Below are 16,668 nucleotides of genomic sequence, written 5' to 3' on the forward strand. Positions count from 1 at the left end.
GCCCCAGAGACGAACCAAAGCTCATCACCTTGCGTGGCCATCGGCTCTCCAGCCTGTACCATGACAGCAGTCTCGGATGACTTGGTTAAAGATGTCTTATCATCTTGCCAAAAATACTCCCGCCGGAGGCATAAAAGTCAGTCTAACCCCGGTTCATCCAGCAGGTGACGTCCTTGGCGATCTTCAACCTCGATTACCCACAGATCAGGATCAAAGCCACGCTGTTTGACGATCGAAGCATCAACTTCCACCTCATCGCCCGCAACCAGCACCATCCATCTGCGCGCGCCTGTCATCAGATCAAAGCTGCGTTGATAACAGCACGCCTTGCCATCCAGCGTGTTCAACTTGACCAACACGGCACCTGCGGTGCTGTCACCGCGCTGAACCACAAAGGCGGGAATTTCAGTCAAGCGCAGCCGCGTCAGATAGGCCGAGACCCAGATGTCCGCAGTCAGCTTCAAGCGTTGCCGTCTTTGAAATCAAGCCCCATCTCGGAATACCGTTCGGCATCTTCCAGCCAGTTGGGGCGAACCTTGACCTTCACAAACAAATGCACACGGCGGCCAAGGAATTCTTCCAGTTCCATGCGCGCGGCCTGGCTGATCGCCTTGACGGTCTCGCCGCCTTTGCCCAGTACAATGCCTTTATGACCGTCGCGCGCGACATAGATCAGCTGGTCAATGCGCGCCGATCCATCGGGGCGCTCTTCCCAGTTTTCGGTTTCAACCGTCAACTCGTAAGGCAGCTCCTGATGCAGACGCAGGGTCAGTTTTTCGCGGGTCATCTCGGCGGCGATCATGCGCATTGGCAGATCGGCAATCTGGTCTTCGGGATAAAGATACGGGCCCTCGGGCACCTGTGTGACCAGCCAGTCGCGCAGCGCGTCACAGCCATGCCCCCGCTCGGCGGAAATCATGAATGTTTCGGCGAAGGGAAACGCCTCATTCATCTCTTTGGTCAGCGCAAGCAGCACTTCGGATTTCACTTTGTCGATCTTGTTGATCGCAAGGGCCACCGGCGATTTGCCTGACCGCTCGGACAGGGTTTCCAAAATCGCCTTTACACCTGGGGTGACACCACGGTGCGCCTCGATCATCAACACCACAACATCCGCATCGGCGGCCCCGCCCCAAGCAGCGGCCACCATCGCCCGATCCAGGCGGCGGCGCGGTTTGAACAGGCCGGGTGTGTCGATAAAGATCAACTGCGCGTTTTCCGCCATGGCCACACCGCGAATACGGGCGCGGGTGGTTTGGACCTTATGGGTTACAATCGACACTTTCGCGCCGACCATGCGGTTCAGAAGCGTCGACTTTCCGGCATTGGGTTCGCCAATCAGGGCGACAAATCCGGCTTTGGTTGGGACGTCAGTCATTGATCGACTTTCTGTAAAAGAGCGCTTGCCGCCGCTTGTTCGGCCTGGCGTTTTGAGCCGGCTGTGGCCTGCTCGGATGCGCCAGATGCCAAGCGCACCTCAATGGTAAACACAGGCTGGTGGTCAGGTCCAGTGCGGCCCACCTCGATATACTGCGGTGGCACCTCACCGCGGGCTTGCGCCCATTCCTGCAGGGCGGTTTTGGCATCGCGCGCATCATCGGCGACGTTGGTGATCCGCGCGCCCCATAACCGAAGAATGGCAGCACGTGCGGCGTCGAAACCGCCGTCCTGATATATCGCCGCAATGACCGCTTCCATCGCATCGGCAAGCAGCGCCTCTTTCCGGCGACCGCCCGATTTCATCTCGGAGCGCCCCAGTTTCAGCACCGCCCCCAGATCAATCTGGCGCGCCACATCCGCACAGGCCTCGCGGCGCACCAACGCGTTATAACGCGGAGCAAGCAGGCCTTCGGGCGCAGCAGGGTCCGCCACGAGCAGTGCCTCAGCCATGACGAGCCCCAAGACACGGTCACCCAAGAACTCAAGCCGCTGGTTGTCATCCCGGTGCGGGCTGACGATGGACGAATGGGTGACCGCCCGGATCAGCAACTCGGGCGTCTGAAAACTGTACCCTAGCCTTCTGGAAAAGGCGGAAAGTTCGGCTGAGAGCTTCAATCGAGGGCCTTGAGAAAACGGTCAGAACGCCATGTCCAGAATGCGAACATCGAACGCCCTGCAGAAGAGAACATCACACGGTCAGCACGTCCCACGATATCCTTACGCTCGACAAAGCCAACACCGTTTGCCGCTGGAGACACGCGGCTGTCGGTCGAATTGTCGCGGTTGTCACCCATGAAGAAGAACTGCCCTTCCGGTACGGTGAAGACGCCCGTGTTGTCCGTCGGACGCGGTCCAATATCCAAGATCGCGTGGCTGACGCCATTCGGCAGCGTCTCGATCGCGCGGTTCTTTTCACAAGAAGCGCCGGAGCCGACCGGACCGTTCGCACACTGCGGGCGCAAACCAAGCGGGCCTTGTGGTGCCATGGTTTCGGTAAACACACCTGCGGGTTCAACCTGAACCGGAACATCATTGATCTGCAGCACACCGTCGACCATCTGAATGCGGTCACCGGGGACACCGATCAGACGCTTGATGAAATCGCGGCCGTCGACAGGGTGACGAAAGACCACGATATCACCGCGTTCGGGGTCTGAACCGAAGATACGATCTTCGCGATCCTCGATAAACCCGCAAAAATCATCCGCACCGATATCAATGCCCAACCCCTGAATGCGGATCGACGGACAGGACGCATAGGAATAACCGTAAGCCATCTTGTTGACGAAAAGGAAGTCACCGATCAGCAGCGTATCTTTCATTGATCCCGAGGGAATCCAGAACGGCTGAAAAAAGAGTGTGCGGAAAATGCCGGCAATCACCAGTGCCCAGAAAACGGTTTTCACTGTATCAATTAGCCAGGCGATAAATCCTGTTTTCTCGGCCATTTTCTGATCCTTGCAATAGGTTTGTGGCTACATGAGCCTGTGGGACTGCCCTGTCAAGCGATGGGGCGTGCCTCGATCACCACAAAGGCCTGTGCCCAAGGGTGATCGTCGGTCAGTGTCACGTGAATGATGGCCTCATGGCCTTCCGGGGTCATCTGGTCGAGCCGCTCTTTGGCCCAGCCAGTGACAGCCATGACCGGTTGGCCTGTGCGCAGATTGGACACCGCCATATCCTTCCATGAAATACCCATCCGCAAACCCGTACCCAGAGCTTTCGAGCAAGCTTCCTTGGCGGCCCAGCGCTTGGCGTACGTGCCCGCCACATCTTTGCGGCGCTCGGCCTTGCGCTGCTCGACGTCAGTGAACACGCGATCGCGGAAACGGTCACCGAAGCGATCCAATGTGCCTTGGATCCGTTCGATATTCGCAAGATCAGTGCCAATGCCCAAAATCATGCGTCACCCTTTGCCGCATAGATATGCGCGACGCGCTCTTCCTGAACACCGCCAAGAAAATCGAACGCCCTGTCGCAAGCCGCATGGAAATCCGAAATCTTCAGCTTCGGAAACCGGAAATAGGTATCTGCAATGTTTTCCTGTTGGGCCGCAAAAATCACCCGCCCGATCCCGGCCCAGCGCATCGTTGCCAGACACATCTCGCAGGGCTGACAGGACGCAAGAAGCGTTGCCCCCGACAGATCGCGATCACCGGCTGCCTTGGCCGCCTGCGCAATCGCCACAACCTCGGCATGACGGCTGGGATCGTCGCTGTCGCCTACTTCGTTGCGGGCCGTTGCGATAACTTGATCGTCCAGAACGACGGCGGCGGTGAAAACGATGTCGCGGCCTGCCGCATGCAGTGCGCAGGCATGATCCGTCACAGCACGCATCGCGTCCTGTTCTACCTCAGTCATGTTCATCTGCTCGGCTGTCACGCCCGCGCCTCATCCATGATGCGGCGCATCTCGGCAATTGCCGGGCCCAATCCGCGGAAAATCGCTTCACCGATGATGAAATGCCCGATATTCAGCTCCATCACCTGCGGCAGTGCAGCGATTGGGCTGACGCAGTCATAGGTCAGACCGTGGCCTGCGTGAACTTCAAGGCCCAGATCATGGGCGAAAGCGGCCATATCTGTCAGCTTGCGCAGCTCGTCATCGCGCGCATCAAATCGACCTTCGGCATGGGCGTCGCAATAAGCGCCGGTATGCAGTTCGATCACTTCGGCGCCGATGCGATGCGCCGCTTCGATCTGGCGCTGGTCGGCGGCGATAAAGATCGACACACGGCATCCGGCGTCACGTAGCGGGGCGATATAATGGGCCAGCGCGTTTTCCTCGCGCGCGACCTCCAGTCCGCCTTCTGTTGTGCGCTCTTCGCGCTTTTCCGGCACAATGCAGACAGCATGGGGCTTATGACGCAAGGCTATCGCCTGCATCTCTGCCGTAGCGGCCATTTCGAAATTCAACGGACCTTTAAGCGCGGCCATCAAGCCTTCGATATCGGTGTCCGTGATGTGGCGGCGGTCCTCGCGCAAGTGTGCAGTGATCCCGTCAGCGCCGGCCGCTTCAGCCATGATCGCTGCGCGCACAGGATCGGGCATGGCACCGCCGCGCGCGTTGCGGACAGTGGCAACATGGTCAATATTCACACCAAGGCGCAAAGCATTTGTCATCGTTTTTCGTCCTTCCGTTGGTCAGGCTATTGGCCGGATCCTTGTTCAGGTGATGTCTTTTTCTTCAACTGGTCAAGCTTTGCCAGCAGCGCTTTTTTGCGGCGGGTCTGATAGGCGCTGATCACCGGAACAGCCAGGTAATAGGCGATCGTCGCGGTAATCAGCCCCGGAAGGATGCCGCCCACCAGATAGGGAAAGAAAACATCGTCATAAAAGACCTGCAAACCGCGCCAGTTGATCGGGTCCGGCGTAAAAATCGCAACGACGTTGTTCCAGAGGTCATAGCTTGCATCAGCGAACTTTTGACCAAGATGGTCATTGCGGCCGGGTGGCAGCCCCAAAAGCCATGAGCCCAGACTGATCGACAGAAAGCCGATGGGCGGAAAGGTCAGCGGGTTGCCAAAGAACGTCGCCATCAGGGCGGCAAGGATATTGCCACGCATCAAACGCGCGATGATCGCGGCAAAGACAAAGTGCAGACCAAAAAGCGGCGTAAAGCAAACGAACACGCCGGCCCAGATACCACGGCTGATTTTCTGCGGTGTATCGGGCAAACGGCGGACGCGATGTTTGACGTACTCGAAGGCACGGGTCCAACCACCACGAGGATAGAAGAAATCCAGCACGATCTGCCAGATCGCCCGTCTATCCCTACGTTTGAAGACCAATACTCGTCATCCTTCCCTGCGCGGCGTACCCGCTCCCAAGATCGCTAGTCCCGGATCTTTGTGGCGTTTGATTGACGACACATTACTTTCCGCCTCAAGCGCTGTTTGCACGCGGTGCAGATGCTCGGCGTCACGCAAATCAACATCAATCAACAATCTAAAATAGTCTGGCTTGCGGTCAATGAACTTGAGGTCAGAGATATTGGCGTTCTGCTCGCCAATCAATGTGCAAATACGCCCCAGTACACCCGAGTCGTTCGCGATCGTCGCATCGAATGTCACGGTGTTAACCGCGCCATGTGTGCCCTCTTGCCAATGCAGGTCGATCCAGCGCTCCGGCTGATCTTCGTAATCCACCAGTGCCGCGCAATCAATCGCATGCACGACCACCCCGTGACCACGAAAGGTGATGCCCACAATCCGTTCGCCCGGCACAGGTTGACAGCACGCACCACGCTGCTGGATCTGATCCGGCGCAAGGCCGACCACGGCCCGCCCCTGATCAATCTCTTCGCCCTGCGCATTCTCAAGCTCTGGATAGATCGCGGTGACCACCTTGCGTCCGGTGATTTCGGCACTGCCCAAGCGGGCCAGCAATTCGTCGACGCCATCAATGGCCAGCGCCTTGGCTGCCGTCTTGAGCGCCTTTTCGGTGCTTTTCTTGCCCACATTTTCAAATGCCACGCGCGCGAGTTCGCGCCCCAGCCGAACAAACCGTTCGCGGTCTTCTTCGCGGAGCGAGCGGCGAATAGCAGTCTTGGCGCGGCCCGTGACCGCGATATCAATCCAAGTGGCCTGCGGCGTTTGCCCTTCGGCGGTAATGACCTCGACAGACTGACCATTCTTCAGACGGGTCCAAAGCGGCACGCGCAACCCATCCACCTTGGCGCCCACACAGGCCGAGCCGATCCGCGTGTGGATCGCATAGGCAAAATCAATCGGCGTCGCCCCGCGCGGCAGCTTGATCACATCGCCCTTGGGCGTAAAGCAGAACACCTGGTCCTGATACATCTCAAGCTTGACGGCTTCGAGGAATTCGTCGTGGTCCTGATCTTCGTCCAGACGTTCCGTCAGCGACGATATCCAGCGCACCGGATCAACGGCAAAGCGGTTTTCAACCCGTTCACCGTTCTTATAGGACCAATGCGCAGCGACGCCTGTTTCGGCAACTTCATGCATCTCGCGGGTACGGATCTGCACCTCGACCTGCTTGCCGTCACGGCCCGACACGGTGGTATGGATCGAACGATAGCCGTTGGATTTCGGCTGGCTGATATAGTCCTTGAACCGCCCCGGCACAGCACGCCAGCGCTGATGGATGACGCCCAGAACGCGGTAACAATCCGCCTCGGTCGCCACAATCACGCGGAAACCGTAGATATCAGACAGGCGGCTGAACCCCTGTTCTTTCTCCTGCATCTTGCGCCAGATTGAATAAGGCTTTTTCGCGCGGCCCGCCACGTCGGCCACGATGTTGGCCTTTTCCATTTCGACACGCATGTCGGCAGTGATCTTCTGAATCACATCGCCGGTTTCACGTTGCAGCGTGATAAAGCGACGGATGATCGAATTGCGGCCTTCGGGATTAAGGACGCGGAAAGACAGATCCTCGAGCTCTTCGCGCATCCATTGCATACCCATGCGACCCGCAAGCGGGGCGAAGATATCCATCGTTTCACGCGCCTTCTGGGCCTGTTTTTCAGGGCGCATGGATTTGATCGTTCGCATGTTGTGCAACCGGTCGGCCAGTTTGACCAAGGTCACCCGCAAATCGCGCGACGTCGCCATAAAGAGCTTACGGAAATTCTCGGCCTGTTTGGTCTGGGTCGAGGTCAGTTGGAGATTAGTCAGCTTGGTGACACCGTCAACAAGCTCTGCGATCTCGCGGCCAAAGCGTTTTTCGACTTCGGCGAAAGAAGCTTTGGTGTCTTCAATCGTGTCGTGCAGCAAGGCTGTGATGATGGTGGCATCGTCCATCTGCTGTTCGGCCAGAATACCCGCGACAGCAACAGGATGCGTGAAATACGGCTCACCCGAATGGCGGAATTGCCCTTCGTGCATCTCTTCACCAAAAGCGAAGGCATCGCGCAGCAAGGCGTGATTCGAATTTGGATTGTAAGTGCGGACCAGCGCGATCAGATCATCTGCAGTCGTCATCCGGTCGCGCGCCTATCTATGTCAGGCCGGCGAGGCGACCTTAACGCTGTCCTTGCGCATCCATCAATGCGCGCAGCAATTTCTCTTCTGACATATCGTCATCAGCAGGTTTATCGGTCTCAGCGCCCATCAAGAGAGACATGCTGTCTTCTTCCGGCTCGTCGACTTCAATCTGCGACTGGTTGGCCTCGATCATGCGCTCGCGCAGATCAGCCGCCTGCTGGGTTTCGTCGGCAATCTCACGCAAGGACACGACAGGGTTTTTGTCGTTATCACGGTTCACTGTGATCGGCGCTCCGGCAGAGATTTCGCGCGCACGATGTGCCGCAAGCATCACAAGCTCAAAACGGTTTGGAACTTTATCGACGCAATCTTCTACGGTGACGCGGGCCATGGGACGTACTCCAGTCGAGTAATAAGGACTTTGGAAGCCGCCTACTTAGAACCTTCCGCTTAGATTGACAAGGGCCTGCGCGGCGTTTGCGCGTTGTTTTCTATGGCGCGTTCGGGGCAATCAAAGGCGTGACCTCGGCGCGGGCGGCCAAAGGCAGGTCTGCACAGATTTGCGCGACTGAACGCCCCAGCACAGGATGCCGCCAATCCGGCGCCACATCGCACAAGGGAACCAGCACAAAAGCACGGTCCTGCATGCGCGGATGCGGCAGGATTAGCTGTGACGGCGTTTCGACAAGCTGATCCTGCAACGACAAATCACGCCAATAGGCATAGGTTTGCGCGTCGGGCAGAATCGAACCCCCGACAGCAATCAAATCAAGATCAAGTGTGCGTTGCCCCCACCGCTTGACGCGTTGGCGCCCTGCTGCGGCCTCGATCTGGTGCAAACGCTCAAGCAAGGCCGGGGGCGACAGCGTCGTGAAGATGGTCATGGCAGCGTTCACAAAGTCCGGTCCGGCACCGGCAGGAAAGGCGGGTGTCGCATACAAACCGCTGGATTTCGCAGGTATTTCTGACAGGATACCCACTTTGAGCATAGCTTTTTGTACAGTCGCCATAGCATCGCCCCATGCCGATTCTTCGTTGCTACCAAGGCAAATAAGCGCAATTTGGGTTTCAGAGCTGATCATTTCGCGGTTGTCTCACCTGCTTAATATATTACTTAGATGAAATACTTGCGTTAACCTAACAACACTCACGGAAATACAATAGCGCAAGGTTCGCATTTGGAAGGACTACTTATGTTTTATCGGGACGAGCGATTGGCGCTCTTCATCGATGGTTCAAACTTGTATGCCGCAGCGAAATCGCTCGGTTTTGACATCGACTACAAACTTCTGCGGCAGGAATTCATGCGCCGCGGGAAAATGCTTCGGGCATTTTACTACACAGCCTTGTTGGAGAATGATGAGTATTCACCGATCCGCCCACTCGTGGATTGGCTGAATTACAACGGCTTCACTATGGTGACGAAACCGGCCAAGGAATATACTGACAGTATGGGCCGCCGGAAAGTGAAGGGGAACATGGATATCGAACTCACTGTCGATGCCATGGAGCTTGCACCCCATGTCGATCACGTCGTGTTGTTTTCGGGCGACGGTGACTTTCGGCCATTGGTCGAGGCGCTGCAGCGCAAAGGCGTGCGTGTGTCGGTTGTTTCAACAATCCGGAGCCAACCACCTATGATCGCGGACGAGTTGCGCCGTCAGGCCGACAACTTCATCGAACTCGACGAATTGCGCGATGTCGTTGGCCGTCCAACACGTGAACCACGTGGTGAAACGCAGGACGACGATGAAACTGACGCGGACTAGATGCCGCCGCATTGAGGCGCGTCCACCCCGCGCCTCAATGCGTCGCAGCATCTGATACTGGACCTGCCCGCGTCAAACCCTTACCTCTGGTGATGAAACCGGAGATCAAGATGACCAAACCACCCCTAAAGCTCTATCTCGCTGCCCCGCGCGGTTTCTGTGCTGGCGTTGATCGCGCCATCAAGATTGTCGAGATGGCGTTGGAAAAATGGGGCGCGCCCGTCTATGTGCGCCACGAGATTGTGCATAACAAGTTCGTGGTTGATGCGCTGCGCGACAAGGGCGCGGTCTTTGTTGAAGAGCTGGACGAATGTCCTGATGACCGCCCTGTGATCTTTTCCGCCCATGGCGTGCCCAAAGCAGTCCCTGCCGCCGCCGCCCAGCGCGAGATGGTCTATGTGGACGCGACCTGCCCGCTTGTCAGCAAAGTGCATATCGAGGCCCAGCGCCATGCGGATAACGGCCTGCAAATGATCATGATCGGCCATAAGGGTCACCCTGAAACAGTCGGCACAATGGGACAACTGCCCGAGGGCGAAGTGCTTTTGGTCGAGACCGTTGCAGACGTCGCCACCGTTGAGGTGCGCGATCCTTCACGTCTGGCCTTTGTCACACAAACCACCCTTTCTGTGGATGACACCGCAGATATCGTCGCGGCCCTTCACGCCCGTTTCCCCGGCATCGTCGGACCGCACAAGGAAGATATCTGCTACGCCACCACCAACCGGCAGGAAGCGGTCAAAGCGATGGCGCCAAAATGCGATGCGATGCTGGTCGTCGGCGCGCCGAATTCCTCAAACTCCAGACGATTGGTCGAAGTGGGTGCGCGGGCGGGATGCAACTATGCGCAACTGGTGCAGCGGGCCACCGATATTGACTGGCGGGCGCTTGAAGGGATCACGTCAATGGGGATCACGGCGGGGGCATCGGCCCCCGAGGTGCTCATCACCGAAGTGATCGACGCCTTCAAGGACCGCTATGACACCACCGTCGAAATGGTCGTGACCGCCGAAGAGAACGTTGAATTCAAAGTGCCGCGCGTGCTGCGTGAACCTGCTTAGATACAATGAACACGATCCCGCGCTCCGCACTTCTCCTTGGCCTCGCAGGTCTGCTTCCGTTTCTTTGGGGCGCGGCGACTGTGCTGCTGCCTGATCTTGCCATGTGGGGGCAAATGACGCTCGGCGGCCGTTTTATCGGCCCCTATGTCCAGCTCTTCTACGGCGCGATTATCCTGTCGTTTATGTCAGGCGTCCTTTGGGGCTTTGCAACGAAAGCCACAGGGCAGATGGCCACCGCCAGCTATGTCCTGTCGGTGATCCCTGCGCTTTGGGCGTTCTTTATGACAGGCGGCGGGCCGACAACGGCGGCGGTAAACCTGATCGTGGGTTTTCTTGGCCTGCTTTTGCTGGATTGGCATTTCTGGCGCTTGGGTCTGGCGCCGGCATGGTGGATGCATCTCCGCGGATTGCTGACAGCGATCGTGATCATCTCGTTCCTGCCACTCGTTTTCTGATGGCGGATGCACGCACGATTGCGACCTATAATGCCAAAGCGGTCGACTATGCGCAGATGGTGGCCAGCGACACGCCTGATGCGACGCTCCAGGCCTTTATCGATCTGATGCCACAAGGCGGACATGTCCTTGATCTGGGCTGCGGCCCGGGCACAGCATCGGCGCATATGCGTGCCGCAGGGCTGGTCCCTGATCCGGTGGACGCATCCCAAGGCATGATCGAGATTGCGAGGAACAAATTCGGGCTTCCCGCGCGGCTGGGCGAATTCGACGATATCGACGGCGATGAAATCTACGATGGCATTTGGGCCAATTTCAGCCTGCTGCACGCAGCACCCGCTGATTTGCCGCGCCATTTCGAGACGCTCTTCAAGGCAACCAAACGAGGCGGAACCATTCATGTCGGCATGAAAACCGGCACCGGTATCGCGCGTGATAAAATTAACCGGCTCTACACCTACGTCACCGTCGATGCGCTTATGGCGCTGCTGACCTCGGCAGGCTATCAGGTGACCTATATGAAAGAGGGAACAGAGGCCGGTCTTGCCGGCACGCTTGATCCCTTTGTTATTATGCGCGGACAAAAGACCTGATCATGCCGAAACTCTATGCTTACACAGATGGTGCCTGCTCGGGCAATCCGGGCCCCGGCGGGTGGGGTGCACTGCTGGTGGCGCGCGAGGGCGAGACTGTTGTGAAGACCCGCGAACTCTCTGGCGGTGAGGCGGAAACCACAAATAACCGGATGGAGCTCTTGGCGGCCATCACCGCGCTCGAAACCCTGTCGAAGGGTGCAGCTGTCACGGTCGTGACAGACAGCTCTTATGTCAAAGACGGGATCACCAAGTGGATCCACAGTTGGAAAAAGAGCGACTGGAAGAAAGGCAAGGTCAAGAACATCGACCTTTGGCAGCGGCTCGATGCCGCCGAGGCCCGCCATGACGTGACATGGGAATGGGTCAAAGGCCACGCGGGCCACCCCGAAAACGAAAAGGCCGATGAACTGGCCCGAGCAGGCATGGCGCCGTTCAAGAAGTGAGCTTTAGCTGACCTTCAACACGATCTTGCCGATATGCGCGCTGCTTTCCATGCGGGCATGTGCGGCGGCGGCATCTGCAAGCGCGAATTCCTGATCCATCACAGGGGCCACTTTACCTGCAGCAAGCAGCGGCCAGACATGGGCGCGTAATGCATCTGCGATCCGCGCCTTGGCCAAATCAGACTGCGGGCGCAGGGTTGATCCGGTGATCGTCAAACGCCGCGTCATCAGCTGCACAAGGTTGAGATCCGCTTTCGGCCCTTGCAGAAATGCAATCTGCACGAGTTTTCCATCGTCGGCGAGTGCTTTCAGATTGCGCTGGATATAAGGGCCCCCGACCATATCAAGGATCAGATCTGCGCCGCCAAGCGCTTGCAGTTTTTCAACAAAATCATCCTCGCGGTAGTTGAAGGCATCCTCTACCCCCAATGCAACACAAGCCGCGCATTTGTCGGCTGATCCCGCCGTCGCAAACACCCGCGCACCGAAAGCCTTTGCAAGCTGAATGGCGGTTGTCCCGATGCCCGAACTGCCGCCATGGACCAAAAAGCGCTGTCCCGCCTGCAAGCCACCGCGCATGAACACGTTGGACCAGACGGTAAAGAAAGTCTCGGGCACGCAGGCCGCTTGTTTCAGGCTCAGACCCTCGGGAATGGGCAGGCAATGTGCCGCAGGGGTCGCCACATATTCGGCATAACCGCCCCCGGGCAATAGCGCACAGACTTGATCGCCCACACGCAAGCCGTTCACCCCTGCACCGCAGGACACCACCTCACCCGCCGCTTCCAGACCGGGCAGATCACTGGCACCTTTGGGCGGATTGTAGAGGCCCGCACGTTGCAGGGCATCGGGGCGGTTCACGCCCGCGTAGGCCACTTTGATCACAACCTGATCATAGGCCGGTTCCGGCATGGGCCGCTCGGCAAGCATCAGCACATCAGGCCCGCCGGGCTTGGAAATCTCGATAGCCTTCATGAATTCTTGTCCTTACTGCGGATCACGCCAGACGCCCGGCAGATCAGGGTCGCTATGGGTCGCGGGCGCTTTGATGCCGCTCATCATCCGCTCCAGCGTGCCGGCAAAGGGTTTGAACAAGGGGTTCGCCTTGGCCTGCGCCTTGAATTTCTCGAGCTGCATCACGTTGTCGATGCGGCGGTCGATGAAATCATCGGTGGCCTGCATGTTCAGACTGTCATCACCCAGCCAAAAGAGAATCACCGCGCTATAAACCGCAGAAAGCGTCATCCGTTTGGTGTACCAATTGGCATCGCGCGATGTGTCACCCAGCGTCGTCCAGATCGCGTCCGCCGTGCCCCAAACCAGTTTCGCCCCGTCCGCCGCCATATGCGGCAGCGCAAAAAGGGTGGTGCCACGCCGCACCGCCTCTTTATCGTCGATCACTTGCAGGCGCAGGCGGATCGCATGGGCCACCTTGTCGCGAAAGCGCATATCGCCCAGATCGGCGGCCTTGAGCGCCGCAATCATGGCCGCATCACCCCTTTTGTGATAGGCAATCGCCAGATAAACCGCACCGCGCGGACACAGCGCCTTGGCGACGGAGGGATCAACCCCTGCGTCACGTATGGCGGCGGCAAATGTCTCGGGCGACCAGCCGTCAAAGGCCACGTGGGGCAGTGCCGCATCCAGAAGTTGCTCCAGGATCGGGTCAACGTCGGGCTTTGTCATGATGATCTCCTGCTGTTCGTGCACACTAGACAAACTAGCCCACCTTTGCTATCTGCCCACTTCCTGCAATTTTTGCAAATTTAACTTAGAGAGGTGGTGAAAACCACATGCAGGTTAGTGTTCGTGATAACAACGTCGATCAGGCGTTGCGTGCTCTGAAGAAGAAACTTCAGCGTGAGGGCGTCTTTCGTGAAATGAAGCTCAAGCAGCATTTCGAAAAGCCTTCGATCCGCAAAGCGCGTGAGAAAGCAGAAGCGATCCGCCGTCAGCGTAAGCTGGCGCGCAAGAAGCTCCAGCGCGAAGGTATGCTCTAAGCATCCTTCCGACGTGACGACCAAGAACCCCCGGCTGAGCAATCAGGCGGGGGTTTTCTTATGCGGGATCACCCAGACGGTTCAGGATCGGACAGTCCGGCCGATCATCGCCCGCGCAATCGCGGACCAGCGTTTTCAACGTATCGCGCATGTCCTCAAGATCGGCGATCTTTGTTTCGATCCGCGCCAGGTGTTCCTGCGCAATCCGGCGCACATCGGAACTGGCCCGAGAACTATCTTCCCAAAGCGCAAGAAGGTCGCGGCAATCCTCAATCGAAAATCCCAATGCACGGGCGCGCGCAAGAAAGGTCAGCTTGTGAATATCACTTTGCACAAACGCGCGGTACCCGTTGGCGTCGCGCGCCGGTTTGACCAGCCCGATATCCTCATAATAACGGATCGTTTTCGCAGGCAGCCCTGCCTTTGTTGCGGCGTCCCCAATATTCATGCCACAGCCGCCTTTGCCACAGGCGCGACCCAGCGCAGGCGCAAGGCATTCGACAGGACAAAAACGCTCGATAGCGCCATCGCCCCTGCCGCCAGCATCGGCGACAAGAGCGGCCCGCCAAAGACATAAAGCCCCCCCGCCGCGACAGGGATCAGCGCGGAGTTATAGGCAAAGGCCCAAAACAGGTTCTCGCGGATGTTGCGCATGGTGTGGCGGCTGATCTCGAACGCATTGGACACACCGTTGATGTCGCCGGACATGAGCACCACATCCGCGCTTTCAATCGCCACATCGGTGCCCGTGCCAATGGCGATCCCAACGTCCGCCGCGGCCAGCGCGGGCGCGTCATTGATCCCGTCACCCACGAAAGCAATCTTGGCACCGTCCTTGGCAAGATCCCGTAGGGCGGCCACCTTGCCGTCCGGCAGCACCTCGGCGATGACCGTGTCGATCCCGAGCTCTGCGGCAATGGCATTGGCCGTCGTCTTGTTATCGCCGGTGATCAGCGCGACCCTCAGCCCCATGTGCTGAAGCTTTTTGATCGCCGCTGGTGTCTCTGGCTTGATCGGGTCCGAAATCCCGATCAGCCCCACCAACGTGCCATCAATCGCAGCATAAAACGGCGTTTGGCCCTGTGCTGCGATCTGCGCGGCTTGGTCAGCGAAAGCCTCAATCGCAATGCCTGTGCGTTCCATCATGCGGTCTGCTCCCACCATCACGGTCCGGCCATCAACCATTGCCGCAACACCAAAGCCCGCTTCGGCGCGGAAATCTGATGCGGAGCCAATGGGATATCCTTTGTCTTTTGCCATCCGCACAATAGCTTCGGCAATCGGGTGCTCTGATAACGCCTCGACACTAGCAACGCGCCCCATGACTTCAGCCTCATCAAGGCCCGCGTTCAGGAACACAGACGTCACCTCTGGCCGCCCGCGCGTCAGCGTGCCGGTTTTGTCAAAGGCCACAATTTGCGCGGAACGCAGGGCCTGCAACGCATCGCCTTTGCGAAACAACACACCCAGTTCTGCCGCGCGGCCCGTGCCCACCATGATCGAGGTTGGTGTAGCCAATCCCATCGCACAAGGGCAAGCGACGATCAGGACCGACACACCCGCGACCAAAGCAAAGCTGAGTGCCGGATCAGGGCCAAAGATCAGCCAGCCGATTACTGTCAGAAGGGCCAGCACCAAAACAACCGGCACGAACCAAAGCGTCACGCGGTTCACAAGGTCCTGAATGGGCAGCTTGGCCCCCTGTGCATCTTCCACCATGCGGATGACCTGCGCCAGCATCGTATCCGCGCCCACCTGTGTCACACGGAAGGTAAAGACACCTGTCCCGTTCACTGTACCGCCCGTGACGCGATCATCGCTCGCCTTCTCAACGGGGATCGGCTCACCGGTGATCATGCTTTCATCGACAAAGGAACTGCCCTCGATCACGACACCATCAACCGCAATCCGTTCGCCAGGACGGACGCGCAGGATATCGCCAACAACAATATCGGAAATCGGGACTTCAACCGCTGCGCCATCCTGCATCTGGAAGGCGGTCTTGGGCTGCAGGCCGACCAGCCTGCGGATCGCCGCACCGGTCTTGCCCTTAGCGCGGGCTTCAAGGAAACGACCAAGCAGGATCAGCGTGATGATGACCGCTGCCGCCTCAAAATAGACCGCGCGCGTTCCTGCGGGAAGGACGGCCGGAAAGAACGTCGCAACTGTGGAAAACGCCCATGCCGCACCTGTGCCGATGGCAACCAAAGCGTTCATATCCGGCGCGCCTTTGAAGAGCGCAGGCAGGCCTTGGGTGAAAAAGAACCGCCCCGGCCAGATGAGAACGAGCGTGACGAGCACAAACTGCAACACCCAGCTGGTTTGCATCCCGATGGTGCGGTGGACGAACTCATGGACGCCGGGGATAAAATGCCCCCCCATCTCCACTACGAAAACCGGCGCAGTAAGAACAGCCGCAATCGTCAAATGGCGACGCAGCGCCGCCATCTCGGCGGCTTTGTGATCCACCTTGGGCGCGGAAAGATCATGCACATGCGCGGGGTAGCCTGCATCGGTTGATGCCTTTGCCACGGCCTGCGGTGTCGTCGCACCTGCAAGGAATTTTACCAGCGCCGTCTCAGACGCCAGGTTTACCGATACGTCGGTCACCGCCGGGGCGGCGGCAAGGGCCTTTTCCACCCGTGCGGCACATGATCCGCAGGTCATGCCATTGATGTCCAGCGTCACCTGCTCGGCAATAGCGGGATAGCCTGCAGTCGCAAGAGCCTCCGTAATACTGGCAGGGGTTGCAGGTGCGTCGAACCCGACCACAGCGCTTTCCGATGCGAGGTTCACCGCAACCTCGTTCACGCCATCAACGGCGCGCAGCGCGTTTTCGGCCCGCGCGACGCAGGATCCGCAGGACAGTTTCGAGATTTGGAGTGTCAGAGAACTTTTTGTCATAGCGTGCCACCTTTGGTAGACGCTTTACATAGGGCTTCCACTCACTGGAA

The 16,668-nt window shown here is 58.3% G+C and carries 21 protein-coding genes; 6 read left to right on the forward strand and 15 right to left on the reverse strand.

Features of this window, described 5'->3' with window-relative positions; translation table 11 throughout:
• Positions 1-137: 137 nt before the first annotated feature.
• From SJY29_RS12745 to folK, 11 genes are all read right to left on the reverse strand, one after another.
• Positions 138-464, reverse strand: coding sequence for a DUF1491 family protein (locus SJY29_RS12745; protein ID WP_400083551.1), 327 nt, complete (start codon positions 462-464; stop codon positions 138-140).
• Entirely contained in the window at positions 461-1,378 is a 918-nt protein-coding gene (gene era, locus SJY29_RS12750; RefSeq protein ID WP_400083553.1) for a GTPase Era, read from the reverse strand. Before era ends, SJY29_RS12745 begins: the two co-directional genes overlap by 4 nt.
• A complete protein-coding gene (gene rnc, locus SJY29_RS12755) occupies positions 1,375-2,055 on the reverse strand; it encodes a ribonuclease III (RefSeq protein ID WP_400083555.1) in 681 nt (226 codons plus the stop codon). Before rnc ends, era begins: the two co-directional genes overlap by 4 nt.
• Positions 2,052-2,888 carry a signal peptidase I gene (gene lepB, locus SJY29_RS12760; protein WP_400083557.1) on the reverse strand — a complete coding sequence of 279 codons (837 nt, stop codon included), beginning with the start codon at positions 2,886-2,888 and terminating at the stop codon, positions 2,052-2,054. The genes rnc and lepB overlap by 4 nt, the downstream gene beginning before the upstream one ends.
• Before the next feature lie 53 nt (positions 2,889-2,941).
• Positions 2,942-3,343 carry a holo-ACP synthase gene (gene acpS / locus SJY29_RS12765; RefSeq protein WP_110278169.1) on the reverse strand — a complete coding sequence of 134 codons (402 nt, stop codon included), beginning with the start codon at positions 3,341-3,343 and terminating at the stop codon, positions 2,942-2,944.
• Entirely contained in the window at positions 3,340-3,801 is a 462-nt protein-coding gene (locus tag SJY29_RS12770) for a deaminase (RefSeq protein ID WP_400083559.1), read from the reverse strand. Before SJY29_RS12770 ends, acpS begins: the two co-directional genes overlap by 4 nt.
• Before the next feature lie 17 nt (positions 3,802-3,818).
• Positions 3,819-4,562 (reverse strand): pyridoxine 5'-phosphate synthase, encoded by a 744-nt coding sequence (locus tag SJY29_RS12775; RefSeq protein WP_400083561.1) that lies wholly within the window; start codon positions 4,560-4,562, stop codon positions 3,819-3,821.
• 26 nt (positions 4,563-4,588) lie between these two features.
• On the reverse strand, positions 4,589-5,230 hold the full coding sequence (locus tag SJY29_RS12780) for a DUF2062 domain-containing protein (RefSeq protein WP_110278167.1): 642 nt from the start codon (positions 5,228-5,230) through the stop codon (positions 4,589-4,591).
• Between the two features lie 6 nt (positions 5,231-5,236).
• Positions 5,237-7,387, reverse strand: coding sequence for a bifunctional (p)ppGpp synthetase/guanosine-3',5'-bis(diphosphate) 3'-pyrophosphohydrolase (locus SJY29_RS12785; RefSeq protein ID WP_110278166.1), 2,151 nt, complete (start codon positions 7,385-7,387; stop codon positions 5,237-5,239).
• Between the two features lie 40 nt (positions 7,388-7,427).
• Complete coding sequence (rpoZ, locus tag SJY29_RS12790) at positions 7,428-7,781, reverse strand: DNA-directed RNA polymerase subunit omega (protein ID WP_110278165.1); 354 nt, start codon at positions 7,779-7,781, stop codon at positions 7,428-7,430.
• A gap of 100 nt (positions 7,782-7,881) precedes the next feature.
• Complete coding sequence (gene folK / locus SJY29_RS12795; protein ID WP_400083564.1) at positions 7,882-8,400, reverse strand: 2-amino-4-hydroxy-6-hydroxymethyldihydropteridine diphosphokinase; 519 nt, start codon at positions 8,398-8,400, stop codon at positions 7,882-7,884.
• A gap of 183 nt (positions 8,401-8,583) precedes the next feature.
• On the opposite strand from folK, the gene SJY29_RS12800 reads away from it, so the two are divergent.
• The 5 genes from SJY29_RS12800 (at position 8,584) to rnhA (ending at position 11,714) form a co-directional block, all read left to right on the forward strand.
• Complete coding sequence (locus tag SJY29_RS12800) at positions 8,584-9,159, forward strand: NYN domain-containing protein (RefSeq protein ID WP_400083566.1); 576 nt, start codon at positions 8,584-8,586, stop codon at positions 9,157-9,159.
• Positions 9,160-9,269: 110 nt separating this feature from the next.
• On the forward strand, positions 9,270-10,220 hold the full coding sequence (ispH, locus tag SJY29_RS12805; protein WP_400083568.1) for a 4-hydroxy-3-methylbut-2-enyl diphosphate reductase: 951 nt from the start codon (positions 9,270-9,272) through the stop codon (positions 10,218-10,220).
• A gap of 5 nt (positions 10,221-10,225) precedes the next feature.
• Positions 10,226-10,675: a DUF3429 domain-containing protein gene (locus SJY29_RS12810; RefSeq protein WP_110278161.1), complete on the forward strand. Its 450-nt coding sequence runs from the start codon at positions 10,226-10,228 to the stop codon at positions 10,673-10,675.
• Complete coding sequence (locus SJY29_RS12815; protein WP_400083570.1) at positions 10,675-11,268, forward strand: class I SAM-dependent DNA methyltransferase; 594 nt, start codon at positions 10,675-10,677, stop codon at positions 11,266-11,268. Before SJY29_RS12810 ends, SJY29_RS12815 begins: the two co-directional genes overlap by 1 nt.
• 2 nt (positions 11,269-11,270) lie before the next feature.
• Complete coding sequence (gene rnhA / locus SJY29_RS12820) at positions 11,271-11,714, forward strand: ribonuclease HI (RefSeq protein ID WP_400083572.1); 444 nt, start codon at positions 11,271-11,273, stop codon at positions 11,712-11,714.
• A gap of 3 nt (positions 11,715-11,717) precedes the next feature.
• Here rnhA and SJY29_RS12825 read toward each other — a convergent pair whose 3' ends face one another.
• Together SJY29_RS12825 and SJY29_RS12830 are read right to left on the reverse strand one after the other, a co-directional pair.
• Positions 11,718-12,689, reverse strand: coding sequence for an NAD(P)H-quinone oxidoreductase (locus tag SJY29_RS12825; RefSeq protein ID WP_400083574.1), 972 nt, complete (start codon positions 12,687-12,689; stop codon positions 11,718-11,720).
• A gap of 12 nt (positions 12,690-12,701) precedes the next feature.
• Entirely contained in the window at positions 12,702-13,400 is a 699-nt protein-coding gene (locus SJY29_RS12830; protein WP_400083576.1) for a COQ9 family protein, read from the reverse strand.
• Between the two features lie 107 nt (positions 13,401-13,507).
• Between SJY29_RS12830 and rpsU the strand changes: the two genes are divergently transcribed.
• On the forward strand, positions 13,508-13,714 hold the full coding sequence (gene rpsU / locus SJY29_RS12835; RefSeq protein ID WP_007206547.1) for a 30S ribosomal protein S21: 207 nt from the start codon (positions 13,508-13,510) through the stop codon (positions 13,712-13,714).
• 58 nt (positions 13,715-13,772) lie between these two features.
• Here the strand turns inward: rpsU and cueR are convergent, their stop codons facing one another.
• Both cueR and SJY29_RS12845 read right to left on the reverse strand, forming a co-directional pair.
• Entirely contained in the window at positions 13,773-14,162 is a 390-nt protein-coding gene (gene cueR, locus SJY29_RS12840; protein WP_110278156.1) for a Cu(I)-responsive transcriptional regulator, read from the reverse strand.
• Positions 14,159-16,618: a heavy metal translocating P-type ATPase gene (locus tag SJY29_RS12845; protein WP_400083579.1), complete on the reverse strand. Its 2,460-nt coding sequence runs from the start codon at positions 16,616-16,618 to the stop codon at positions 14,159-14,161. Before SJY29_RS12845 ends, cueR begins: the two co-directional genes overlap by 4 nt.
• Positions 16,619-16,668 lie beyond the last annotated feature (50 nt).

This window comes from Yoonia sp. R78084 (genome assembly GCF_044595625.1).
In the GTDB taxonomy this organism is placed as follows: Bacteria; Pseudomonadota; Alphaproteobacteria; order Rhodobacterales; family Rhodobacteraceae; genus Yoonia.